This is a genomic window from Paraglaciecola arctica BSs20135 (assembly GCF_000314995.1).
GTDB classification, from domain to species: Bacteria; Pseudomonadota; Gammaproteobacteria; order Enterobacterales; family Alteromonadaceae; genus Paraglaciecola; species Paraglaciecola arctica.
Map to the genome: position 1 here is coordinate 1 of NZ_BAEO01000054.1, position 20,710 is coordinate 20,710.

General features: G+C 38.2%; 10 protein-coding genes and 1 pseudogene. 3 read left to right on the plus strand and 8 right to left on the minus strand.

The window, feature by feature from the left end; genetic code table 11:
* Positions 1-404: 404 nt before the first annotated feature.
* Positions 405-1,127, minus strand: a complete 723-nt coding sequence (locus tag GARC_RS16855) for a hemopexin repeat-containing protein (RefSeq protein ID WP_007622378.1) — start codon at positions 1,125-1,127, stop codon at positions 405-407.
* Between the two features lie 385 nt (positions 1,128-1,512).
* Between GARC_RS16855 and GARC_RS16860 the strand changes: the two genes are divergently transcribed.
* Positions 1,513-2,316 (plus strand): restriction endonuclease, encoded by an 804-nt coding sequence (locus GARC_RS16860; protein WP_007622380.1) that lies wholly within the window; start codon positions 1,513-1,515, stop codon positions 2,314-2,316.
* A 954-nt stretch (positions 2,317-3,270) separates the two neighbouring features.
* Here the strand turns inward: GARC_RS16860 and GARC_RS16865 are convergent.
* The 7 genes from GARC_RS16865 to GARC_RS16895 all read right to left on the minus strand — a co-directional run bounded on the left by GARC_RS16865 (position 3,271) and on the right by GARC_RS16895 (position 18,761).
* Positions 3,271-5,394, minus strand: coding sequence for a PKD domain-containing protein (locus tag GARC_RS16865; RefSeq protein ID WP_007622382.1), 2,124 nt, complete (start codon positions 5,392-5,394; stop codon positions 3,271-3,273).
* Positions 5,395-5,682: 288 nt separating this feature from the next.
* Positions 5,683-9,801, minus strand: a complete 4,119-nt coding sequence (locus GARC_RS16870; protein ID WP_007622386.1) for a hybrid sensor histidine kinase/response regulator transcription factor — start codon at positions 9,799-9,801, stop codon at positions 5,683-5,685.
* A 925-nt stretch (positions 9,802-10,726) separates the two neighbouring features.
* Positions 10,727-11,866: an HDOD domain-containing protein gene (locus tag GARC_RS16875; protein ID WP_007622388.1), complete on the minus strand. Its 1,140-nt coding sequence runs from the start codon at positions 11,864-11,866 to the stop codon at positions 10,727-10,729.
* A gap of 1 nt (position 11,867) precedes the next feature.
* Positions 11,868-13,880, minus strand: a complete 2,013-nt coding sequence (locus tag GARC_RS16880) for an MHYT domain-containing protein (RefSeq protein WP_007622392.1) — start codon at positions 13,878-13,880, stop codon at positions 11,868-11,870.
* A gap of 72 nt (positions 13,881-13,952) precedes the next feature.
* The gene (locus tag GARC_RS16885) at positions 13,953-15,665 is read right to left on the minus strand and encodes a GGDEF/EAL domain-containing response regulator (protein WP_007622394.1); all 1,713 of its coding nucleotides are present in this window, start codon (positions 15,663-15,665) and stop codon (positions 13,953-13,955) included.
* Positions 15,658-16,803, minus strand: coding sequence for an HD domain-containing phosphohydrolase (locus GARC_RS16890; RefSeq protein ID WP_007622395.1), 1,146 nt, complete (start codon positions 16,801-16,803; stop codon positions 15,658-15,660). Before GARC_RS16890 ends, GARC_RS16885 begins: the two co-directional genes overlap by 8 nt.
* A gap of 932 nt (positions 16,804-17,735) precedes the next feature.
* Positions 17,736-18,761 carry an IS110 family RNA-guided transposase gene (locus tag GARC_RS16895; RefSeq protein WP_007622396.1) on the minus strand — a complete coding sequence of 342 codons (1,026 nt, stop codon included), beginning with the start codon at positions 18,759-18,761 and terminating at the stop codon, positions 17,736-17,738.
* 596 nt (positions 18,762-19,357) lie between these two features.
* Here GARC_RS16895 and GARC_RS27395 point away from each other — a divergent pair.
* The gene (locus tag GARC_RS27395) at positions 19,358-19,669 is read left to right on the plus strand and encodes a HipA N-terminal domain-containing protein (RefSeq protein WP_226989205.1); all 312 of its coding nucleotides are present in this window, start codon (positions 19,358-19,360) and stop codon (positions 19,667-19,669) included.
* Between the two features lie 115 nt (positions 19,670-19,784).
* Positions 19,785-20,675 (plus strand): annotated as a pseudogene (locus GARC_RS16900) (HipA domain-containing protein).
* Positions 20,676-20,710 lie beyond the last annotated feature (35 nt).

Genomic DNA, 20,710 nt, shown 5'->3' on the forward strand with positions numbered 1-20,710 from the left:
TTCACAGAGCGCTTCGCTGCACAGAGAAGGGCGAAATGATTGTTAAGACTAAATACCCTTAACAATTGAGTACTTCTTCTTACACATAAACTTTCTTTGCTTTACCTCTGTGTTCTCAGTGGTTCAAATCTTTTTGTTTTTATCTTGTCACTAGCCGCTGATTTGTCCAAAACCTAAATCAAAAGCAATTCACCACTGAGTTCACAGAGCGCTTCGCTACACAGAGAAAAGCGAAATGATTGTTAAGATTTATTAAGCCACATCATTAACGATTAAACTCTACTTCTTAAACATAAACTTTCTTTGCTTTTCCTCTGTGTTCTCAGTGGTTCAAATATTCTTTATTTTCAGCTAGCTGATACTTAAGATTCTAAGGAACACCAACCAACTTAAGCAAATCTACCTTAGCGCAATCCTGGCCATTGTTGAGTTACTGAAAGAGGGTAATTAGCGTCTACCCGACCCGCCTCTACATTCCAACGCCAATATCGGTTTCCTTTGAAAAAATAGAGTTTATTGTCGCGGTCTTGTGTACTGACTCCTGCATAAACAGCCATATCTAAACCATTTGGAAGGCCCGGCCAGTTAGCGCTGATTAGCTTAGGATAGCCAGCATCGAGAACATCTTTTTCAATATCCCAACGGTAATAATAGGCACCTTTGAAAAAATACAGCTTATTATTCCGAGAACTAGCACTATAGCCACCATATACAGCAGCATCAATGTTGTCCGGCAATCCAGGCCAGCCATTCTGAATTAATTTCGGATATCCACTATCAAGTTTCCTAGTTTCAAGATTCCAGCGCCAATATTGTTTATTTTTGAATAAATAGATCTTGTTGTTGAACGCACCGCTACTATAGCCTGCGTAAAGACTCGCATCCAAGTTTCCTGGCACTCCAGGCCAGTTATTTACAATACTGGCAGGATATCCCTTATCCATTTTGCTATTTGCAGAAAGCCAACGGACATACCTGTTGTTATCAAAAAAGTACATTTTGTTATTGGTAGGGTTATTGCTATAACCGCCGTAAGTTGCAGCCAATCCATCACCGCCATGAGCAGACCCAGTCGCTATTGCCATAAATAATATAGCGGGGCCAAAAAAGGATATAAATTTTTTCATTGCATGCTTCCTTGTTAAATCAGGTTATAAAGGTCAAGTGAAGTTATTTATAAAGCGGACAGATCATCCTATGCCATTTAACTAAGAACGCTATTTGGTGAAAAATTCAGCAAATAGATATTCTTTGACAAGAGTAACGTATTAACACCTAACTTATTGAACTAACTGATTAAAACTTATTATGCCCCCCAAATTACGAAGACACCAAATTACGAAGACACCCATCGTAATAAAATACAAAACACGCAACACAATTCAATCAAATGACTCACCTACAAACGGCTCACCCAAATATAAAATCTAATAACCAGTTATCAAACGCCACATTGATCAACTTTGACTTGCGGGTATATTTAAACTCCAATTTAAAAATCACGGATTGATCATGAGTCGCAAAAACCCTTCACTTCTAAAAGAACTTTCTTATTTACCTTGGTGGGTAAGTGTCATTGTGGGCATCTGTGTGTATGTAGGTCTTAAATTTGTTATTCCTAATATGGAATTTAGCAATCTATTCATATCATCCTTTGCGGCTGCTGCGCAAAAGGTGGCTGAGTGGTTTGGTGGTATATTCCTGTTCCCTGCCATTTTATCAATTTTTAACCACCAAAAACGCAAACAACTGATTAAGAAACAAAGCAGTATCGAACCCCTGAGAGAAACCTCTTGGAGTGATTTTGAGGTGCTGGTTGGTGAGGCTTTTCGTCGTAAGGGCTTTGCGGTACAAGAAAACATGGTGGGTGGTGCTGATGGTGGTATCGACCTTACTCTGCGTAAAGATGGCAAATTACATATAGTGCAATGTAAACAGTGGCGCAGATCTAAAGTGGGTGTGTCCATTGTGCGTGAAATGTTTGGTGTGCTGACCGCATCGAACGCCGAACGTGTTCATGTTGTCAGTTCGGGGCATTTTACCAATGATGCCATTAAATTTGCACAAGGGTTGCCTATTGAGCTGATTAACGGCGATCAATTGCTTGAATTAATTGCTGACGTGCAAACCACTAAGCCTTTGCAAACTGCAGTTAAACCAATCGATAAGCCAGTTGTTAAACCAACGCCTACAACCACATGCCCAAAATGTGCTTCGCCTATGGTGAAACGCATCGCTAAAAAAGGCGCGAACCTTGGTAATGAGTTTTTGGGTTGCAGTGGTTTTCCAAGATGCAGGCATATTGAACCACTCTAGTTTCTGAAGATTTAGAACTGCTAATTTTAAAAAATCATCAATAAAGCAATTCACCACAGAGTTCACAGAGCGCTTCGCTGCACAGAGAAAAACGAAATGATTGTTAAGACTAAATACCCTTAACAATTAAGTACTACTTCTTACACATAAACTTCTTTGCTTTACCTCTGTGCTCTCTGTGTTCTCAGTGGTTCAAATTCTTTTGCTTTTATCTTGTCACTTGCCACTGCTCTTAATGCTTAATGGATTCCGGCCTAAAAGCACACCGGAATGACGGACGGGAAAGCCATATTAATTACTTGGATATAAATTTTTTAAAAGATAAAAAGCAATTCACCACTGAGTTCACAGAGCGCTTCGCTGAACAGAAAGAAGCAGAATGATAGTTAAGACTAAATATCATAAACGTACTCAAACTATAACCCCGCTCATGAGAAGATAATTTACTGTAATCGCGCACTTAATTGTAAGTATATAGCAGACAAAAAAAGGGGTTACAGTGGGTGTCTTCGTAATTTGTTTCTTCGTAAATTCGAGATTAAAACAGACGCAATTGGTACTTTTTACTTACACCAAAAATGAATTGATATTATTGAAGACTCAGAGCAGTTTTTTTAATAATCCCAAATAACCACTAATGAACTAGGTGGTGCACTTCCAATTAGAATCTAAGATGGATGCCTCTGTAATTCTGATTCTGTAATTCACAGATACTTCTTTTAGGTGTATTTACTGCCGCTACACTATTAGGCTCTTTGTTCAAGATAAGCCGAACAGTAGTGGTGATATTTACCTCTACCTCAAAGGTTTTTACGAACGGCTAGAGAGCTGCGTTTAATACACAAAAAAGATAAGCAAATAAACATTAAAAAATTTTGTTTGAAACATTGTTACTGCCCATGGCGTACCATTGACAGTAACAATGTGATTTATGTAGTTATTAGATTACTAAGACTAATTACAAATGGTGAGCAACAAAGGGTCACTTTGAGTATCGTCAGTTTGATATTGATGGGTGAAGAAGGCTTCACCGCTATCTACATAAATCTTACTTGATATTGAGGTCGCAAGGCGCATATTAATAAGTCCTTTAGCAGGTAACTTTATGGCTTGTGCTGCTTGGCCTATGGCTAACTCTGCAACTACTGGTTTAATAAACTTCATGTTTTCATAACCATCTGTCGCCAAATAAAAATACACCTTAACTTTTTCTGTGCCGCTATAACCTTCACAGGCAGCTAAAGAGATATCTTTTCGTTGTAAAAGAGGTAATTTAACTTCGCCTAAATCTACCTGTATATCATCTGTCTCAGGTATTCTTAAAATAGTTGATAAAATAGTTTCATCTGAAAATGTCAGTACTTTTAATGCCGCATCTTTATTTCTACTCTTAAGAAGCACCTCAAATTGACCATTTTCGTCACTAACAGATTTTTTCTGCAAGATACCACCAACCGCGGAGATGGCGAGAGGTAAGCCTGCTTCATCAACCAACTGCCCTGAAACTGTTAACTCAAAAAGTTCTTCCGGCGTATAAACAATATTTAAGGTCTCTGGCAAGGAATCTTGAATACCATCATTTACGGTCAGTTGTATTGTGTAAGTGCCTGCGATGTCGACGGATAATGTAGCCATTGATAAGTTTGTTACCGACAAGAGTTCCGCAGTTGAACCCTCAGGAGTTTTAATCAATTGCCACAAATAGGTTAAAGCAGCGTTTTCAGGATCATAACTTTCAGTACTGTTAATTGCCAAGTTAGTACTAGCATTAACAATAATATCATTACCTAATATTGCAACAGGTCGTTGATTATCTGTAACCTCAATGTAAATGTGATCGACAGTGGAGTAATCAACCCCGTCAAAAACTTGCAAAGCTATTACATATTCGCCGATAACGTCTGCGGCAAACGAGAACTGGCTTTCACTTGCAAACTTTGGACTAGATAGCTCATCATAACTACTTGTTAATGGTCTACTTACTAAGCTCCATTGATATGTTAAATCACTTGCGTTTCCATCTACATCAGAACTACCCGCCCCATCAAGGATCAAGGGTGTACCCATAGCAACAATTTGATCGGCTCCTGCGTTGGCAATAGGCGCTAAATTTTGATTGGTTACGGTGAATGTTTGACTCGTTTCGTTGTTGAGTAGACGGTCTGAAACCGTCAATCCTATTTGATATTCCCCTAGGCCATCCACATTAAACTCAACAAACTCTGTGTTTTCACCGATCAAAGAAACATTCTGAACTTCTGTGGGAGTGGTAAGTGTCCATTGATAATCTAAGTCATCACCATCGCTATCGTAACTAGCAGAAGCATTAAATTTAACGAGTTGATTAGTACCGTAGGTTGTAAAAGGTTGGCTGATAATAGCAACTGGTTCACTGTTTACTAAAACATCATCAACTTCAATGTTTAACACTTTACTAGCAGTTAATTTATTATCCATATTAGTCACTGTCAGTGATATTTCATAACTACCGACGGCATCTGCGATTAAATAGGCTTTTATTTTACTGTCATCGACAATTGCGCTGCTACTCGTTGTGGGTTTAGATTTTATTTCCCAGGAATAAGTTAATAACTGACCATCAGCCGCGATGCTGCGCTGTGCACTAAACCAATTAATTTTACCTATTTTAGTATTTAAACCATCGCTGATAATAGCAACAGGGTAACTTTGTGCATTAGGATTAACAGTTAGAGTCGATGTAACAACTTTACTACTCGATTTAGCATCACTAACAATGAGAGAAACGTCATAAACGCCAAAGTCATCAGGTGTAAAAGTAAATGTTTCTGCAGTACTATCGACTAAAGTATAATCATCCCCCCCTGCTGTTTTTATACTCCATTTATAAGATAATACATCACCGTCAGGATCATGACTTGATGTGCCGCTAATGGTTACCGAATTATTTAAATCGATAGACACTTGTTCTAGATTGATTAATGCGTTCGGAGGCTGATTTTGAAGCTCTACATTTTTTTTACTATCACTACTGCCACCACAAGCACTGAGGACACTAGTCAAAAATAGACCGAAAATTGCTAAGTTGGTTTTTGCCATTTTTTACTACATTCCTTTTTTATAACTTTTTAATAAATATTATAAGCTCTATTTAATCAGAGATATTTTCGCTTTCTAATAATTTCACTGTATGCCTCCATAATTATTAACTATAAAGGATGTTAAAATAACTATAATTAAAACAATATGTTAGCGATATTAAAAATGCGACAGTTAATAGTACAGAGACGTCAAAATGGTATTTTTATGATTGGATGGTCAATTTTTAATCTCAAAAAAATTGAATGGGGAAAAATGAAAAAATGCTTATACCTATGAATGTAATAATTAGTTAGCCTTACGATAATCGTTTGGCGGCTTTCCATATTTAGCTTTGAAGCAACGAACAAAATAACTACTCGAAGTAAACCCGACTTTATCTGCTATCACAGCAATTTGCTCGCCACTATTTAATAATTGTCTACCTTGAGATAAGCGATATTCTCTTAATATTTCATTAAAACTATAGCCAGAGATCGCTTTAAGTTTTCGCTGTAGCTGCCTATCACTCATTGCCAATTGAGTTGATATCATAGGTAACGTTAATTCGGGATTGGTATACCCTTGTTCAATAAATCCGGTAAAACGTTGCAAAAATCGTTGCTCTACAGCAGACAAGTTATCTGACACATCTGCATTTGATGCTTCTGTATTTTCAGATAAATCGAGAGTAGAGTTTTTTGCAGCAGTAAGTAAATTAATATCAGCAAAGCGTTTTTGTAGAATGACCCTAATCTCTAATAATCGCTGAACACGCATCAACAGCTCTCTGCCATCAAAAGGTTTTGTAATATAGTCATCAGCTAAATCGGATAATCCCTTTAGTTTACTTTGTTGATCAACTTTAGCTGTTAGCAGGATGATGGGAATATGACTTACTGCCACTTCATTACGTATCGACTTTAATAATTCAAAACCATCCATAACGGGCATCATTACATCGGAAATAATTAAATCGGGGCTGTTTTTTAAGGCTGAATCTAAGGCCTGTTGACCATTTTCAGCTTCTAATATTACATAACTGTTAGTCAAACCTGACTTAATAAATTCTCTCATATCTGAGTTGTCATCAACAATTAATACGCTTGGTTTGGTCAGAAGATTATTATCATTATCGAAATAATATACCTCTAGGTTTGGGTTATTTTCGAGTTGAATACTGTCTTTGCCTTTAGCCTCAGAAAGACACGCAGCTCCTAATTGTTCTGCAGTATATGCTGGTTTATGTGGTAACTTTTGCGGTGTAGGTTGCTTAGATAAAGTCCTCGCTAATTTACTTGGCTTAACTCTCGGTAAAGTAAATTTGAAGCAAGCTCCTTTACCTATTTCACTTTCTACAGTAATGGTTCCCCCAAGGTGATCTATTAGTTCTTTGGTTAAAGCCAATCCGATACCTGTACCTTGGACTCCATTACTATTTTCAAGGCGTGTAAAGCGCTCAAATATTTTCTTTTGATCAGATTTAGCAATACCACAACCACTATCAGTAACTTTAAACTCGATCCGTTGACCTTGCGAAGAAACCTCTAATGAAATGTGACCTCCAACATCAGTAAATTTAATCCCGTTACTTATTAAATTATAAAGAATTGTTTCTAGCGCATTTGGGTTTACTGAAACCCACCATGAGTCGTCAATAATATTTTCAAGTTTCAGCGTGATTTGCTTTTCGCGGGCAATAACATCAAAGGTTTGCATGACAAAATGGCAAACAATAGCGACTTGCTGTGTTGTATTGGAAGACGGTTCAGAGTTTTTCAGTTGAGCTAACTTTAGGAGCTGCTCAACCATAGACAATAAACGTAAAGCATTTCGCTCAATTAGTTTGACATTATGTTGGGTTTGCCGATCATCACTGCTTAAGGCTATAGCTTTTACCGGCCCCAAAATTAAGGTTAATGGTGTTCTAAATTCATGGGATATATTAGCGAACAGTTGTTCTTTAGCATTGACCAATTCCATACTTGCTTGGCGTTCTTTTTCAGCCATTTTAGTCCGATAAAACAACCCAAAAAGATAAAGAAAACAACCTAAGTAAAGGCTATACGCCCACCATGTTTTCCACCATGGGGGTAGAACAGTAATATCTAATGACAATGGTACAGTTTCATCTTCCCATTGCCCGGTATTACTGGATGATTTCACTTTAAAAACATACTGCCCTGCTGGTAATAATGAATAGTCAGCCTGAGCGTGATTTGCGCTAGCATAAACCCAGTCTTTATTTAAACCTTGCATTTTATAAGCGTATTTAATGCGTTCAGGTTGACCCGCGCCAACCTGAGCAAAACGAAGGGAAAAGAAAGTAGTTTCAGGCGGAATAACAATACTTTTGGTGTTTTCAATATTTTGCTTTAATAACGCATCTTCATTGTTTGGCTCTGGTAAAATGGATTTCCCTTCAACTTTGTAATTGGTTAGTAACAATTGGCTCTTCGCTTGTAGGGGCACTAATTCATTTATAGGGAAATAAAGTAATATGTTTTCATTGCTGATAAAGAAATTATTGTTATGAGTTAACAGTGCATTTCCTTTGGTAAGTTGTCCAATTTGTGGGTCGTCAATAGTTGCAGAGTCAAGTGTTAAGGAACAAGTAATACAGCTGATTTCAATATGCTTTTCAGTCTGTGAATTCAATTTATAAAGCTGATTATTGGCCGTTAGATACAAATATTCAGCGGATGAGTCTAGATAAAAGCCAGTAATTTTTTCATTCGTTTTATTGCCCAGCTTATGCCATTTCCCACTATTTACATCAATAACAATTAATCCTAACTTTTCAGTGCTAACCCATAGTTGTTCGCGCCATTTAATACTTGCCAACACGTGCCCCGTATTTATTGGCATTTTCTCTATGTTTTGATTTTTCTTATAAAACCAATAAAGTTTTTCTGATTCAGATGAATATGAGGCTATCAACAGCAACTTACTCTTATCTATATCAACCCAACCGCCGATTTCAAGTTCAGTAGAAAAAGTTAAAAACTTATCTTGGGTTCGGTCATAGCGGATAATTCCTGTACCCTTTTTGCTGGTGTGCTTTGCCGTTAATCCATATAAATCATCATTACTATCAGTACGCAGGTGATGAACATAATTAACCCCCATATGTTCATTAACGTCACTGGTAAAGCCATAATGTTTCGAAGTCCCTTCAGTAACGTTATAGCGGTAGACTCCACCACCAACAGTTCCAAGCCAGATGTTTTGTTTTTTATCCTGATAAATGGATATGATTTTTTCGTTAAAATCATGCACTAAATTTACTTGTTGTTGTTCACGACGATAAAGTGACTTATTACATGCAAATAATAATCCTTGGCGATTGTCATGCAAAGCACCTGCTATACAGGTGTCTTTGTCAACGTTCACTAACTGCTTAACTTTACGATTATTTTGCGGGAGCTTGCCTAACCCCTGACTTGTAGAAACCCATACAGTTTGTTGATTATCTATTGAAACACCGTCAAACATACTGTCAGTAGATACAGTGGAAGAAATACCATTGATGTGGGGATAATGTTCGAAAGTCTTACTCTCAGGCAAAAACTTTACAACACCATTATTAACTAGTCCTAACCATAAAGCGCCTTCATTGTCTTCATCAATAGTAAGCACAAAGTTAGCTAAAGCACCTTTGTTTCTATTGACATCATTAGAGACGTCTAACGGCTTAAAATGTAAAAAACTATTGGATTCGGGTAAAAACACATCAAGTCCAGCGATACCACCAAACCAAATTCTTTTTTGACTATCTTCATAAATACTCAGCACAAATGAACTACTAATCGATGTTATATTATGAGGTTGATGCTCAAAGTGAGTAAAACCCTGTTGATTTAAACGAATGACACCTTTGCCTGGATTAGCGGAGCACCAAATATCACCATTAGATGTTACAAGTAATCTCACAATAGTTGCGTCGTCCTCTAGAGGAAATGTATATCGCTCGACCACGGTCAAGTTTTGTTCATCAATTTTAATTACATTGTTTTTACTCGCTAAGTAGAGATACTGATGTTGGTAAAATAGCGTATTGATCTGAGGTGAATCACCACCAATATCAAATTTAGCGGCTAAATCAAAAAAGCTTAGTTTTGCTGAATTAGTATCAAATAAGGCTAAGCCTTTATCATAGGTAGCGATCCATATTCGTCCATCTTGGCCTTCAACCACATCGTCAACCTTGGCTGGAGTAAATTGTTCCAACCCAGGAAATAGCTTAAATTCATTACCATCAAAACGTAACAAACCTGAGTTATTGACTAACCAAATAAATCCTTGTGAATCACGGATCATGCCATTAACGTTGTTGAGTTCTTGACCCGATAATTTTTCAATATTAATGAAAGGTGGACCTGCATTAATAAAATCTACGGCAATAGCAGAAGATGATTTAATACTCATAAAAATAAAGCATAAAATAAAAAGAGTGTAAGTTTTTGTACGGAAGGATACGGACACAGTCGAGATGGTTCCTGAAAAAGGGGAGTTATTACTATCTGATTAGCCTTTATTGGCTACATATATCAAGTCGTATTCGTAATGAATTTCACATTATAATTAATCTACTGTTTGCACATTTACAGCAATTAAAAAACAAGCTTCACAGCGACTGAATCTGTACCTATACATACTTGTAATGGTAATTAATTATCTATACTAGTTGGCAGTAACGGACAAATAGTAAGTAGTGCCATTGCGATAAAGCTTTTTGCTTTTACTCATAGTTGTGCTTTTGTTATGAGCAAAGCAGAACAATTAAAATATATCAACACCTTCTCCCTGCTAAAATTACGAAAACACCCATCGTAACAACTTTTAGGATAAAAGAAATACCCTAGAATTACATAACCTACCAAAATATAAAATCCAATAACCAGTTATCAAACGTCACATTGAACAACTGTGACTTGCGGGTATATTTAACATCACGGATTGCTCATGAGTCGCAACAACCCTTCACTTCTAAAAGAGTTTTCCTATTTGCCTTGGTGGGTAAGTGTTATTGCAGGTATCTGTGTGTATGTAACGCTTAGGTTTGTGCTTCCTAATTTGGAAATTAGCAATCTATTCATATCATCGTTTGTGGATGCTGCGCAAAACGTAGCTGAGTGGTTTGGTGGTATATTCCTGTTCCCTGCCATTTTATCAATTTTTAACCACCAAAAACGCAAACAACTGATTAAGAAACAAAGCAGTATCGAAACCCTTCGAGACACTTCTTGGAGTGATTTTAAGGTGTTGGTGGGTAAGGCTTTTCGTCGTAAGTGCTTCGGCAAAAGAGTTTGCCTCGTATTGGTGTTAAGACTCAGTATGCTACAACAGTTAATTATTCCTGATTCTGAGCTAATTTTTCGGCTCGTTTCTCCCAATCAGGGAGTTTCTCTAACAATTGAAAATGTGCGACAAAATCTTCATTTAATGGCTGTTTACTCATAAGTAAATTAGCTACGTATATAGCGGCAGCGGCGCCAAATTTATGTTCCATCAGTTTTAAAGGTTGATAGTGAAGCAAAATACTGTCTATTAGATGATATGGAAAATTCCACAAGTGCAGTAAATAACCTGCTAATTGAGTATGGTCAGCACCAAATAGCTCATGTTCTAGGGCCGTATTGTCTTCGTATTGGATACGTTTTTGTAGATATGTATCAACCGAGTCTGGGGCAAGTATAAAAAGGATATACATACCAATATCGTGCAATAACCCCACTAACATCGTTTCTTCACGAACTTCGGGGGGCGCCAACGACACACCTAGCAATGCGGTACACATACTGTGTTGTTGCTCTTTTTCGATAGAGTAACCTGATATTTTAATGGTATTTGAATATATTTCAGCAATGGCTACCACACAAGATACAACATCGGCTCCAAGCCTAGTAATGGCATCTTCTATTCTTTGAACTTTGGTATTGAGCATAAAAAATGAGCTATTGGATATTTGTAGTATTTTTGCCGACAACGCGGGATCTTCACCAATAACATTGGCTACCAAATCCATTTCAGCATCTGCATTAAATAATTGTTTGATGCGGAAAAAAAGTTTAGGTGCAGAAGGTAACACTTTGATTCTGCCTACAATTTCTTTTATTTTTTGATTCGGCAGGGTAAGTTGAATTTTTTCTATTCGCTGCACCACTTTTTTTATTTCGTCTGGCGAACAGGGTTTCGAAAACCATTGGTGGGCAACAAAACTGGCTTTAGCGGCCATATCTGTATCGGCTTGACCAGACAAAATTATCCGTACTGTACTTGGGTACAACTCACTGACTTTTTCAAGTAACGCAGCCCCATTCATGCCAGGCATTTGCATATCAGATATCACAAAATCTACGCTAGTATCACTTAGAATGTCCAGCGCCTGTTGGCCGCTATCTGCTAAAATTATCTTCCAGCCAGTATTAAAAAGCGCCCGTTTTATTCCTTTAAGAACCATAGGTTCATCATCTACAAACATCACTTTCATGTCAGGTTCCTGAAGTTGAATTTGCTGCTTGCCTATTTATAGGCAAGATGATTTTAAAGGTAGTACCAACATTTTCTGTACTGTCGATTAAAATTTTCCCTTTGTGGGTTTCAACAATAACGCTGTAGGCTAGACTTAAACCTTGCCCAGTACCTTTTCCAACACCTTTAGTGGTGAAAAAAGGATCGAATATACGTTTCTGAATTTCCTCACTCATACCAGTACCATTATCAGTTATCGTAATAACAATATTGTCTTGTTCCTGCTCAGTAACAATAGTTATCAAACCGGTATGGATTTCACTTTTGCCATATCTGGCTTCGATAGCATGGGCTGCATTAACAATAAAATTCAGAATAACTTGATTTAATCCATCTCTGAGACAGGTTACTAGAGGTAACGATTTATCAAACTTGGTATCAAGTTCGGCTACATAACGCCATTCGCTGCGCGCCACTATGATTGTAGATTCAATTGCTTCATTAATATCCACCTGCTGCATAGTGTCGTCACTAGAATGGGAAAAAGATTTCATTGCGCCGACGATTTTGGTAATACGTTGTAAACCTTCAAGTGACTGTTCAATCGCCAACGGCATTTCTTCGCGAATAAAGTCAATATCTCCATTATCAATCAGTGACCGCAATTTCTCGATGTATTGTTGTTGTTCTGTGTCGTTATTACTATTAAGAAGTTCTTGTGTTGCCGAGACAATTTCTAGGCAGGTTTGTGAGGCATTTTTCAAAAAAGAGGTGTTATCAGATACATATTGAGTGGGGGTATTAATTTCGTGTGCAATGCCCGCCGCCAGTTGCCCAATGGATTCTAGCTTTTGCGCCTGCCGTAATTGCCCTTCTAGCATTACACGTTGGCTAACGTCTCTGATAACGCAATTAAATAGATTTTTATCTTTTACTTGCATCGACATCGCTGAGAAATTGACTTCAATGGGAAAGGGTTGTTTGTTGCTCTTGATCCCTTCCACTACAAAATTTTGCCCTAGATTTTGTATATCTTTCCCCTGTCTAGACAGATGTTGGAAATCAAGTGCTGGCATTAATTGTTTTATCTGACAACCATCTAGTGATTGATTTTCATATCCAAACATTTTTATGCCCATGGGATTGATACTGTCAATATTACCATCTTGGTCAAGGATGATTAGGCCATCAGCTAAATGTTCAACGATATCTTTCTCTCGGGTCACGCTGGCCTGTAATAATAACTCTGTGGCTTGCATGCGGTGATCAACAATAGAGCCTAAAATGGTGGTAGCCACAATAAAAAATACCACTGTGGTTATCATCAGACCAAAAAACACCATATTATTCATATGTTGAGAGCTGAGTAAGGTGTTATTGTCGGCATAAAAATTAACCGCAGCCATAGCAACATAATGCATACTGGCAATGGATAAACCCATAATAAATGCACTTATTAGTTTATGGGTTAATTTGTGCGTTTTAGCATTGTGAATATAGACAATCAAGTATATTGCAATAATGGCGAATAAATGGGCACTGCCAATAGAGGCAATAAATAAGCCTAAGTCATATGTCATTATGGCGTTGACCAACATGGCTTCCATTCCTAAAAAATGCATAGAGCCAATGCCCAATGCGAGAGATAGAGCACTTAGCTGCATATTCAAAAAGGTAAACTGTTGTTTGGCTAGAATGCCTGAAGCAATAAATGCCCCCAACATCGGGGGAGCAACAGACAAAATAGTGACTGGGATGTGATAGGCCATTTCGTTTAGCGGTAACATAAACGCCAGCATCCCGGTGAAATGCATAGCCCACACACCTAACCCAAATACTACGCTACCGAATATTCTCCATAACTGGATGGTGTATTTGGCCTGCGTATGCCATATTCGCTCCAGTATGACTAGTAAAGCATAGGCTGCGAAGCTTGATATCAGTACCGATAATCCAACCAAAAAGAAATTGTATTCTCCTTCGAGTAAGAAGTGATTGTCTAGGTTAATGGTTTTAAAACGCCAGAATTCCATACTTAGTAACTCCATAAAAGAAGTGCTTCACTTTAAATCCTGCAGTTTTATCCTGCGCAATTAAGTTATGCATTAAAACATTGATAGTGGTTGCGGTTTGGCAATATAAAAACCTTGTGCGAAATCGATTCCCATTGATTTAAGTATGGTCATAATTTGTTGATTTTCGACAAATTCAGCCACTATTTTTAAACCCATAGTGTGTCCTACATCACAAATAGACTGTGCCATTGCTCTGTCTATCTGGTCCAGATGTATATTACGAATAAACACGCCGTCTATCTTGAGTATGTCTACGGGAAGAGATTTCAAATAAGCATAAGAAGATAAACCGGTGCCAAAGTCGTCCAGTGCAAATTTAAAACCTTTACTCTTAAGTCCGTTCATAAATTCAATTGCGCCTGCAAAGCCACCTATAGCCGCAGTTTCAGTAATTTCTAAGCATATCTTGTGTTTAGGAATCGCAAAATCAGTAAACACCTGATCAATAAAATCAATCATGCTTTTGTCATTGATGGAATGCCCAGAAAGATTGATTGATGCCATTGATAATGACGCCATATGTTCAGGATGACCTGCTAACCATTTTGCATAGTTTTGCACCACCCATTTATCAACTTTGGGCGACATTTGGTAATGTTCTGCGGCGGTTAAAAATTCACTGGGTAAAATCACATTGTTATTGTCATCGATAAGCCTGAGCAATACTTCATAATGCAAACATTGAGTTTCATCTGCAACTACTGGCTGAATACTTTGTTGATACAGACATAAAAAACCAGTGTTAATAGAATCATTTAGTTTATTAACCCAATGTATTTCGTTTAACTTTTCAGAAAGTTGTTTGTCTTGTGAACTACCAAAATGCACTTGTTGTCGGCCATCTTGTTTGGCTATCTGACAGGCATTTTCAGCATAATGTAGGCTAATGTGGGCATCCTGATATTGAGTCTCAATGGGAATAACGCCAAAACTGGCAGACACATCGATGGTTTTATCATGCCATTTGAATACATGTTGATTAACGATTATATGGATTTTATTGACGAGATCTTCAAGTGAATGATGTTTATCTTTTTTTAGTAGCAGGCAAAATATGTCGCCATTAAATCGTGCTACCAAATTACCTCTGGGGATTGAGCTAGATAAAAGATGACTAATTTGGCGTAATAATTCATCTCCTCCTGTATTACCCACAGCATCGTTAATCAGATGAAAAAAGTCGATATCAATGTAGCAAAGCGAATACTCGAGTTTATCGGTAGATGTCAAAATATCTGATAGCTGTTCAATAAAGGTCGTTCGGTTGGACAAACCTGTGAGAGCATCGTGAAAATATTGAAAATGTAATCTAGAGGTTAGCTCTTTAACTTCCCCCTCTTGAAGCGCCATTTTGTCTTCAATCTGGCTGTATTTGTGAAATTGTAATAGTGCCGCATTGATAACCTCTTGCAACAACTGATTGTCACAGGGTTTACGCAAGAATTTGTATATTTTTCCCTGATTTATCGCATCTATAGTAATTTGTTGACTATCGCTACTGGTCAGCATTATTTTTATTGAGTGGGGATCAATTAATTCCAACTCATTTAATAACTCCAGACCATTCATACCAGGCATCATTAAATCAGTAATGATGACTGCATATCGTTTACCTGCATTCACTTTTTTCAGGGCTGCTTCTGCTCCCTGAGCAATGTCAATTGGACATATATTGTGCATGGCTCGTTGTAATCCATATAAAACGGCAATTTCATCATCGACAATGAGAATATCTCTATTCATTTATCTCTTCTTCGCTGATCGCAACTTTAAGATCGTCAGCTAGGGCTTTATTCTGTAAGCAGTGGTGGATGATTTGCTGAAGTGACTCGGTAATCTGCTGGCCTTTACGGGCGACAAGTTGTCCCCTAGTAGTACGAATATCCTGCCTCAGGGCCATACAGGGTTTCAAATCTCGGATCCCAACCTGTTGCTCTTTCACTTCAATAGATAAGGTTTTCTTGAAGGCGGCAAGAATTTTTGGATCATAAAACTGTTTGTGCTGCTCGAGTTTGGCGAATGACGTATCGGGAGATTCGTCTTTCCTGACACTTCGCATGTAATCCAGAACAACTTTAAGCATTCTTGCACCAAAGGGAATATCGTTGCCTTTAACATCATCCAGTGGAATACCATTACCGTTGTAACATTTTTCCTGATATAGAACAGTACGAGCAATGTTTTCCATGCGGGGTATTTTGCTAATCAAATCTGCCGCTAAACACGGATGTTGGGCAAATAACTGCCTTTCCTCTTCAGAAATAGTCTGACCTTGTTGCATATTAAGGATGGTATGTTCCGGAAAAATAATACAACCAAGCTGTGACAGTTGAATCATAGGTTCAAAACTCCATGACTTTTTCAAACCTAATTCACGCGCCAAATTTAACATATGGCTGCGTAAACGGAACTCGTGTTCCATTGCGTCTGGATTGACCAGTGTGAGCACTTCATTTAATACATTGATGACCCCTTTTAATGTTCTATTTAAGAGAACCTTTTCGGCGATGATCAGGTTGTATTGACGATAAGCATCCTCTACGGCTTTAATCAATAAATCGGGGGCGCATGGTTTGTTTAAAAAACGGAAAATATATCCAAGGTTGACTGCATCTATAGCAGTCTGCTGGTCTGCATTGCCAGTTAACATTAATCTAACTGTATCTGGTGACAGTTTTCTGGCTTGTTTTAAAAATTCAATCCCATTCATTTCTGGCATTTGCATATCGGTGACTAATGCAGAATATGTATGCTTAGCCATAAGTTGCAAAGCCTTTTGGCCACTATCAGCCACGTCAAAATCCAATAATCCACGTAAATTTCGGCGATATGAATTTAAAATATTAATTTCATCATCAACTAGCAGCACTCTGTTTTTCATGGTTTCTCAGCTTATGAGTTAAAACAACCAATATGGTGTAGGTAAATAATAGTTGGAAATATGACTTTCACTTGTATTAATATTAGAGCTATAAACTTAGGGTGTAAAATCGACCCAATTGAATATGCCATTTATCGTAATAAAGAACAACTGTTCAAAATAAAGTTAGAATTTAGGAGGGCCGCCCCCGATTTTTTGCATGACACTGCATTACTAGGGACTAAAACTAATTAGATAAAAACACCTATTTTAATTGGCGACAATCGGTATTTAGCGTCGACATCAGCTATTTTGCAGTACAAATCTCTACGTTTAAATTTACTTTTTTCTTGCTAACTCCAATCTGAGGCTGATAGGCCATAGTACTTTTTAAATACCTTAGAAGAAGTAAGGCAAACGGTCAAAACCAATCGCATAGGCCACTTCACTAATTTTCAGGTTATCTTGATTTAAAACAATTACAAGAAAAGCAATTACAAGAACACCCATCGTAATTTTTCGAAAAACCACTAATGAGACATATATGGACACTCCCCCGAAGTCAACGCACAACTTATCTTTCTGTGCTGTTTACAGCACAAATTCTTTGTCTTTTTCTATGTTCCTACTCGTCAATGTAAATGAAATAGTCTTAAAGTAGCTTAGTTCTGACATATATTCAGGCTCTTAATTGAAATGGTTTTATCATTTCAGGCCTCTGATGAACTCCGTACCTTATCGCCTTTAAAATACACCCACACGGATTAATAATCCTTGTCATAGTCTGGCTTTGATGAGGTAGGGTAGACCGTTTTCTTCATCATATTCTGACTAAGCAGGTTAGGTTAAATAGGTGTTACCCCGAGTACTGCCTTCCACAACACCCACACAGGCTTGACGCCTTTGTCTCGTACGGAATTGAGCAAAACCGGGATAACGTAAACTGTTTCATATTATGTACTCACGCCTGTTGGCGTTGCACTGTAGCTCTCTTGGCGCGTGAGCAATATCCAAATTAAACGAGCAAGACGATGCGCCATGGCAACTGCCACCTTATTAAACGGCTTAGTGACGCGAAGCTTCGTTGCCCATAATGATAAAGCGTCTGTATTTTTAGCCGCTCGACTCACAACTGACCTGGCACCGTGTACTAATTGTTTGCGTAAGTAACGGTCTCCACGTTTGGTTATGCCGCCCATCTTACTGATATTACCTGAGGCATGTTGTTTGGGCGTTAGCCCTAACCATACTGCAAACTCTTTGGGGTTATTAAACGCCTGGCCTTTATCTATGCTGGCTAAAAGGGCTGAGGCGTTGATGAGGCCAATACAAGGAATGCTAAGCAATATCTTACCGCTTTCACTTCCTTCAACAAATATTCCCAGTTGTTGCTCAATTCCTTTTAGGCGCTTAAGTGTGGTTTCATATTCAATCAACATATCTATCACCATATTTTGTAATCGATGACTATATTCAGCGTTATTTATCACACTGTTCAATCCACCTAGCAATGCCTTTTGACCGCAAGGAAACACCACGCCAAACTCACTTAACAATCCCCTAGACTGGTTGCTCAAAGCCGTTTTGTTTTTAATAAGTCGTTCACGAATACGATGCAAGCATAATATCTCCTGCTGGAACTCTGTTTTCACAGGCACAAAACGGATATACGGACGTTGACTGGCTTCGGCTATAGCAAAAGCATCATTATGGTCATTCTTATTACCACGTACAAAAGGCGTCACATGCTGAGCAGGAATAAGCTTCACGTCATGGCCTAATTTCGCCATTTCACGTCCCCAGTAATGTGATGAATAACAAGCCTCCATCACCACCATCGTGGGCTCTTGTTGCCCCATGAAATCCAGTAACTCACTGCGCTTTAACTTTTTATTAAACTGCGCCTTTATATGCTCATTTACACCACATGCTTGAAATACATTCTTTGCTAAATCGACACTGATTGTTCTAAGCTTCATCTTGGACACTTCCTATGTAAATAGTTGGGTTACACTACTATTTTGGCGCATTGACGCCGTATTAGGGAGTGTCCATCTCATCACCCATCATAGGAAATAATGAAATCAGTTTTTCTTTGTTTGAAATTTCAGAAGAAAAAGTAACTGACTCGAAAGGATTTGAGACAAAAATGCCAAGGATGACGGTAAACGTAAGCGCATAATAACCTGCAAACTTTATCCCTTGAGGGGGATAAGCTTAATTATACTCTGCAGGGGATATTTATGTAACTATCCTCTCAAGAGGATAATTAAGTGGGAATACACTCATGATTTACGGCCCTCGACAATTGGCAAATCAGCTCAAGTTGATTCGAACCAATAACAATTGGACGCAAGCAGAAATTGCGTAACGTGTTGGTGTTAAGCAGGCTACCATCTCAAATTTTGAAAACGAGCCAGATCGTTGTCAACTTCAAACCTTGTTCAAGATAATTCAAGCGTTACATGTCAGTATGCTAATTCAAGCACAAGACAATGGATCTCAATCTCCTTTAAGCGATGCCGAAAATAAAAAGGTCACAGAGAACTGGTAGAAGGCAAAGTTATCAATTTACATGAATGATGAATACGTTGGCGAATTACTAAAAAGTGCTAATGGCGCGAATCAACTTCACTATGCTACTGATTGGTTAACGCATCCTAAAGCGCGCCCATTATCGTTGTCACTGCCGCTGCTGAAAAGCAAAATCACTTCTGCACAGGTATATAACTATTTCGATAACTTGTTACCTGACTCTCAGCTGGTCCGTGAACGAATAGTGAAACGATTCAAGCTTGTTTCGGCACAGCCTTTTGACCTTCTCAGTGAAATAGGTAAAGACAGCATTGGTGCTATTACTCTATTACCCTATTACCCTATTACCTGAATCTATCACGCAAACATCCGTACCATCAAATAACAGTACATTGTCGTATGCCACACTCGCCGATGAGCAATTGATAACCTTATTGCAAGGTTATAAAGCGGATCCGCCACTAGGTATGATACAAGAACAAGCCGATTTTCGTATTTCAGTTACCGGTGCACGGGAAAAAGCAGCGCTACTTAAAGTTAAAGATTCGTGGTGTGTGCCAAAAGGGCTGACTGCTACTAGCCGCATTATTAAGCTACCGATTGGTGAAATAAAAGGCCCTACCGCTACACTAGATTTATCTGATAGCGTAGAAAATGAATGGTTATGTATTGAACTTGCCAGAGAGCCTGGCTTTTCAGTCCCTAATATTGAAATCATCAAGGTAGGTGATGTTAAAGCCTTAGCGGTTGAGCGTTTTGTCCGGCGTTAGACTACCGATAAAAATGGGCTGATTACATTACCTCAAGAAGACATGTGTCAGGCTCACGGTATACCACCTGCTACTAAATATGAATCTGACGGCGGTCCCAGTATAACTGAAATCATGAAACTACTAATGGGCTCAAAAAATGCGTTAGTGGATCGGGATGCTTTTATGCGGTTTCAGGTGTTCCAATGGCTAATTGGTGCAACAGATGGCCATGGGAAAAACTTTTCTATTTACCTCGACGCAGGGGGAGCATATCGTATGACGCCGTTTTACGACATATTATCGGCATACCCCATATTGGGCGGCAAAGGTTTGAATATCCGTGAACTTAGTCTAGCTATGGAATTAACTGCGACCAAGGGCAAAAAGAGAAAAATCGATATGATATTTCCTCGACATTTTATTGCCACAGCTAAAACAGTTGGTTTTGACACACATCGAATGACAGATATTATGCATGAATTTGCAGTAAGCCTTCCACTTGCCATTGATAAACTTCAGCAACGTATGCCGGTTAATATCCCAGTTCGGAGCCAAGATGCCATCTTTTCTAATGCATTGAAGCAAGCCCAAAGACTGACAACTTAGTGTTATAGGTAATGTATTCGAGAGCTAGGTAATGC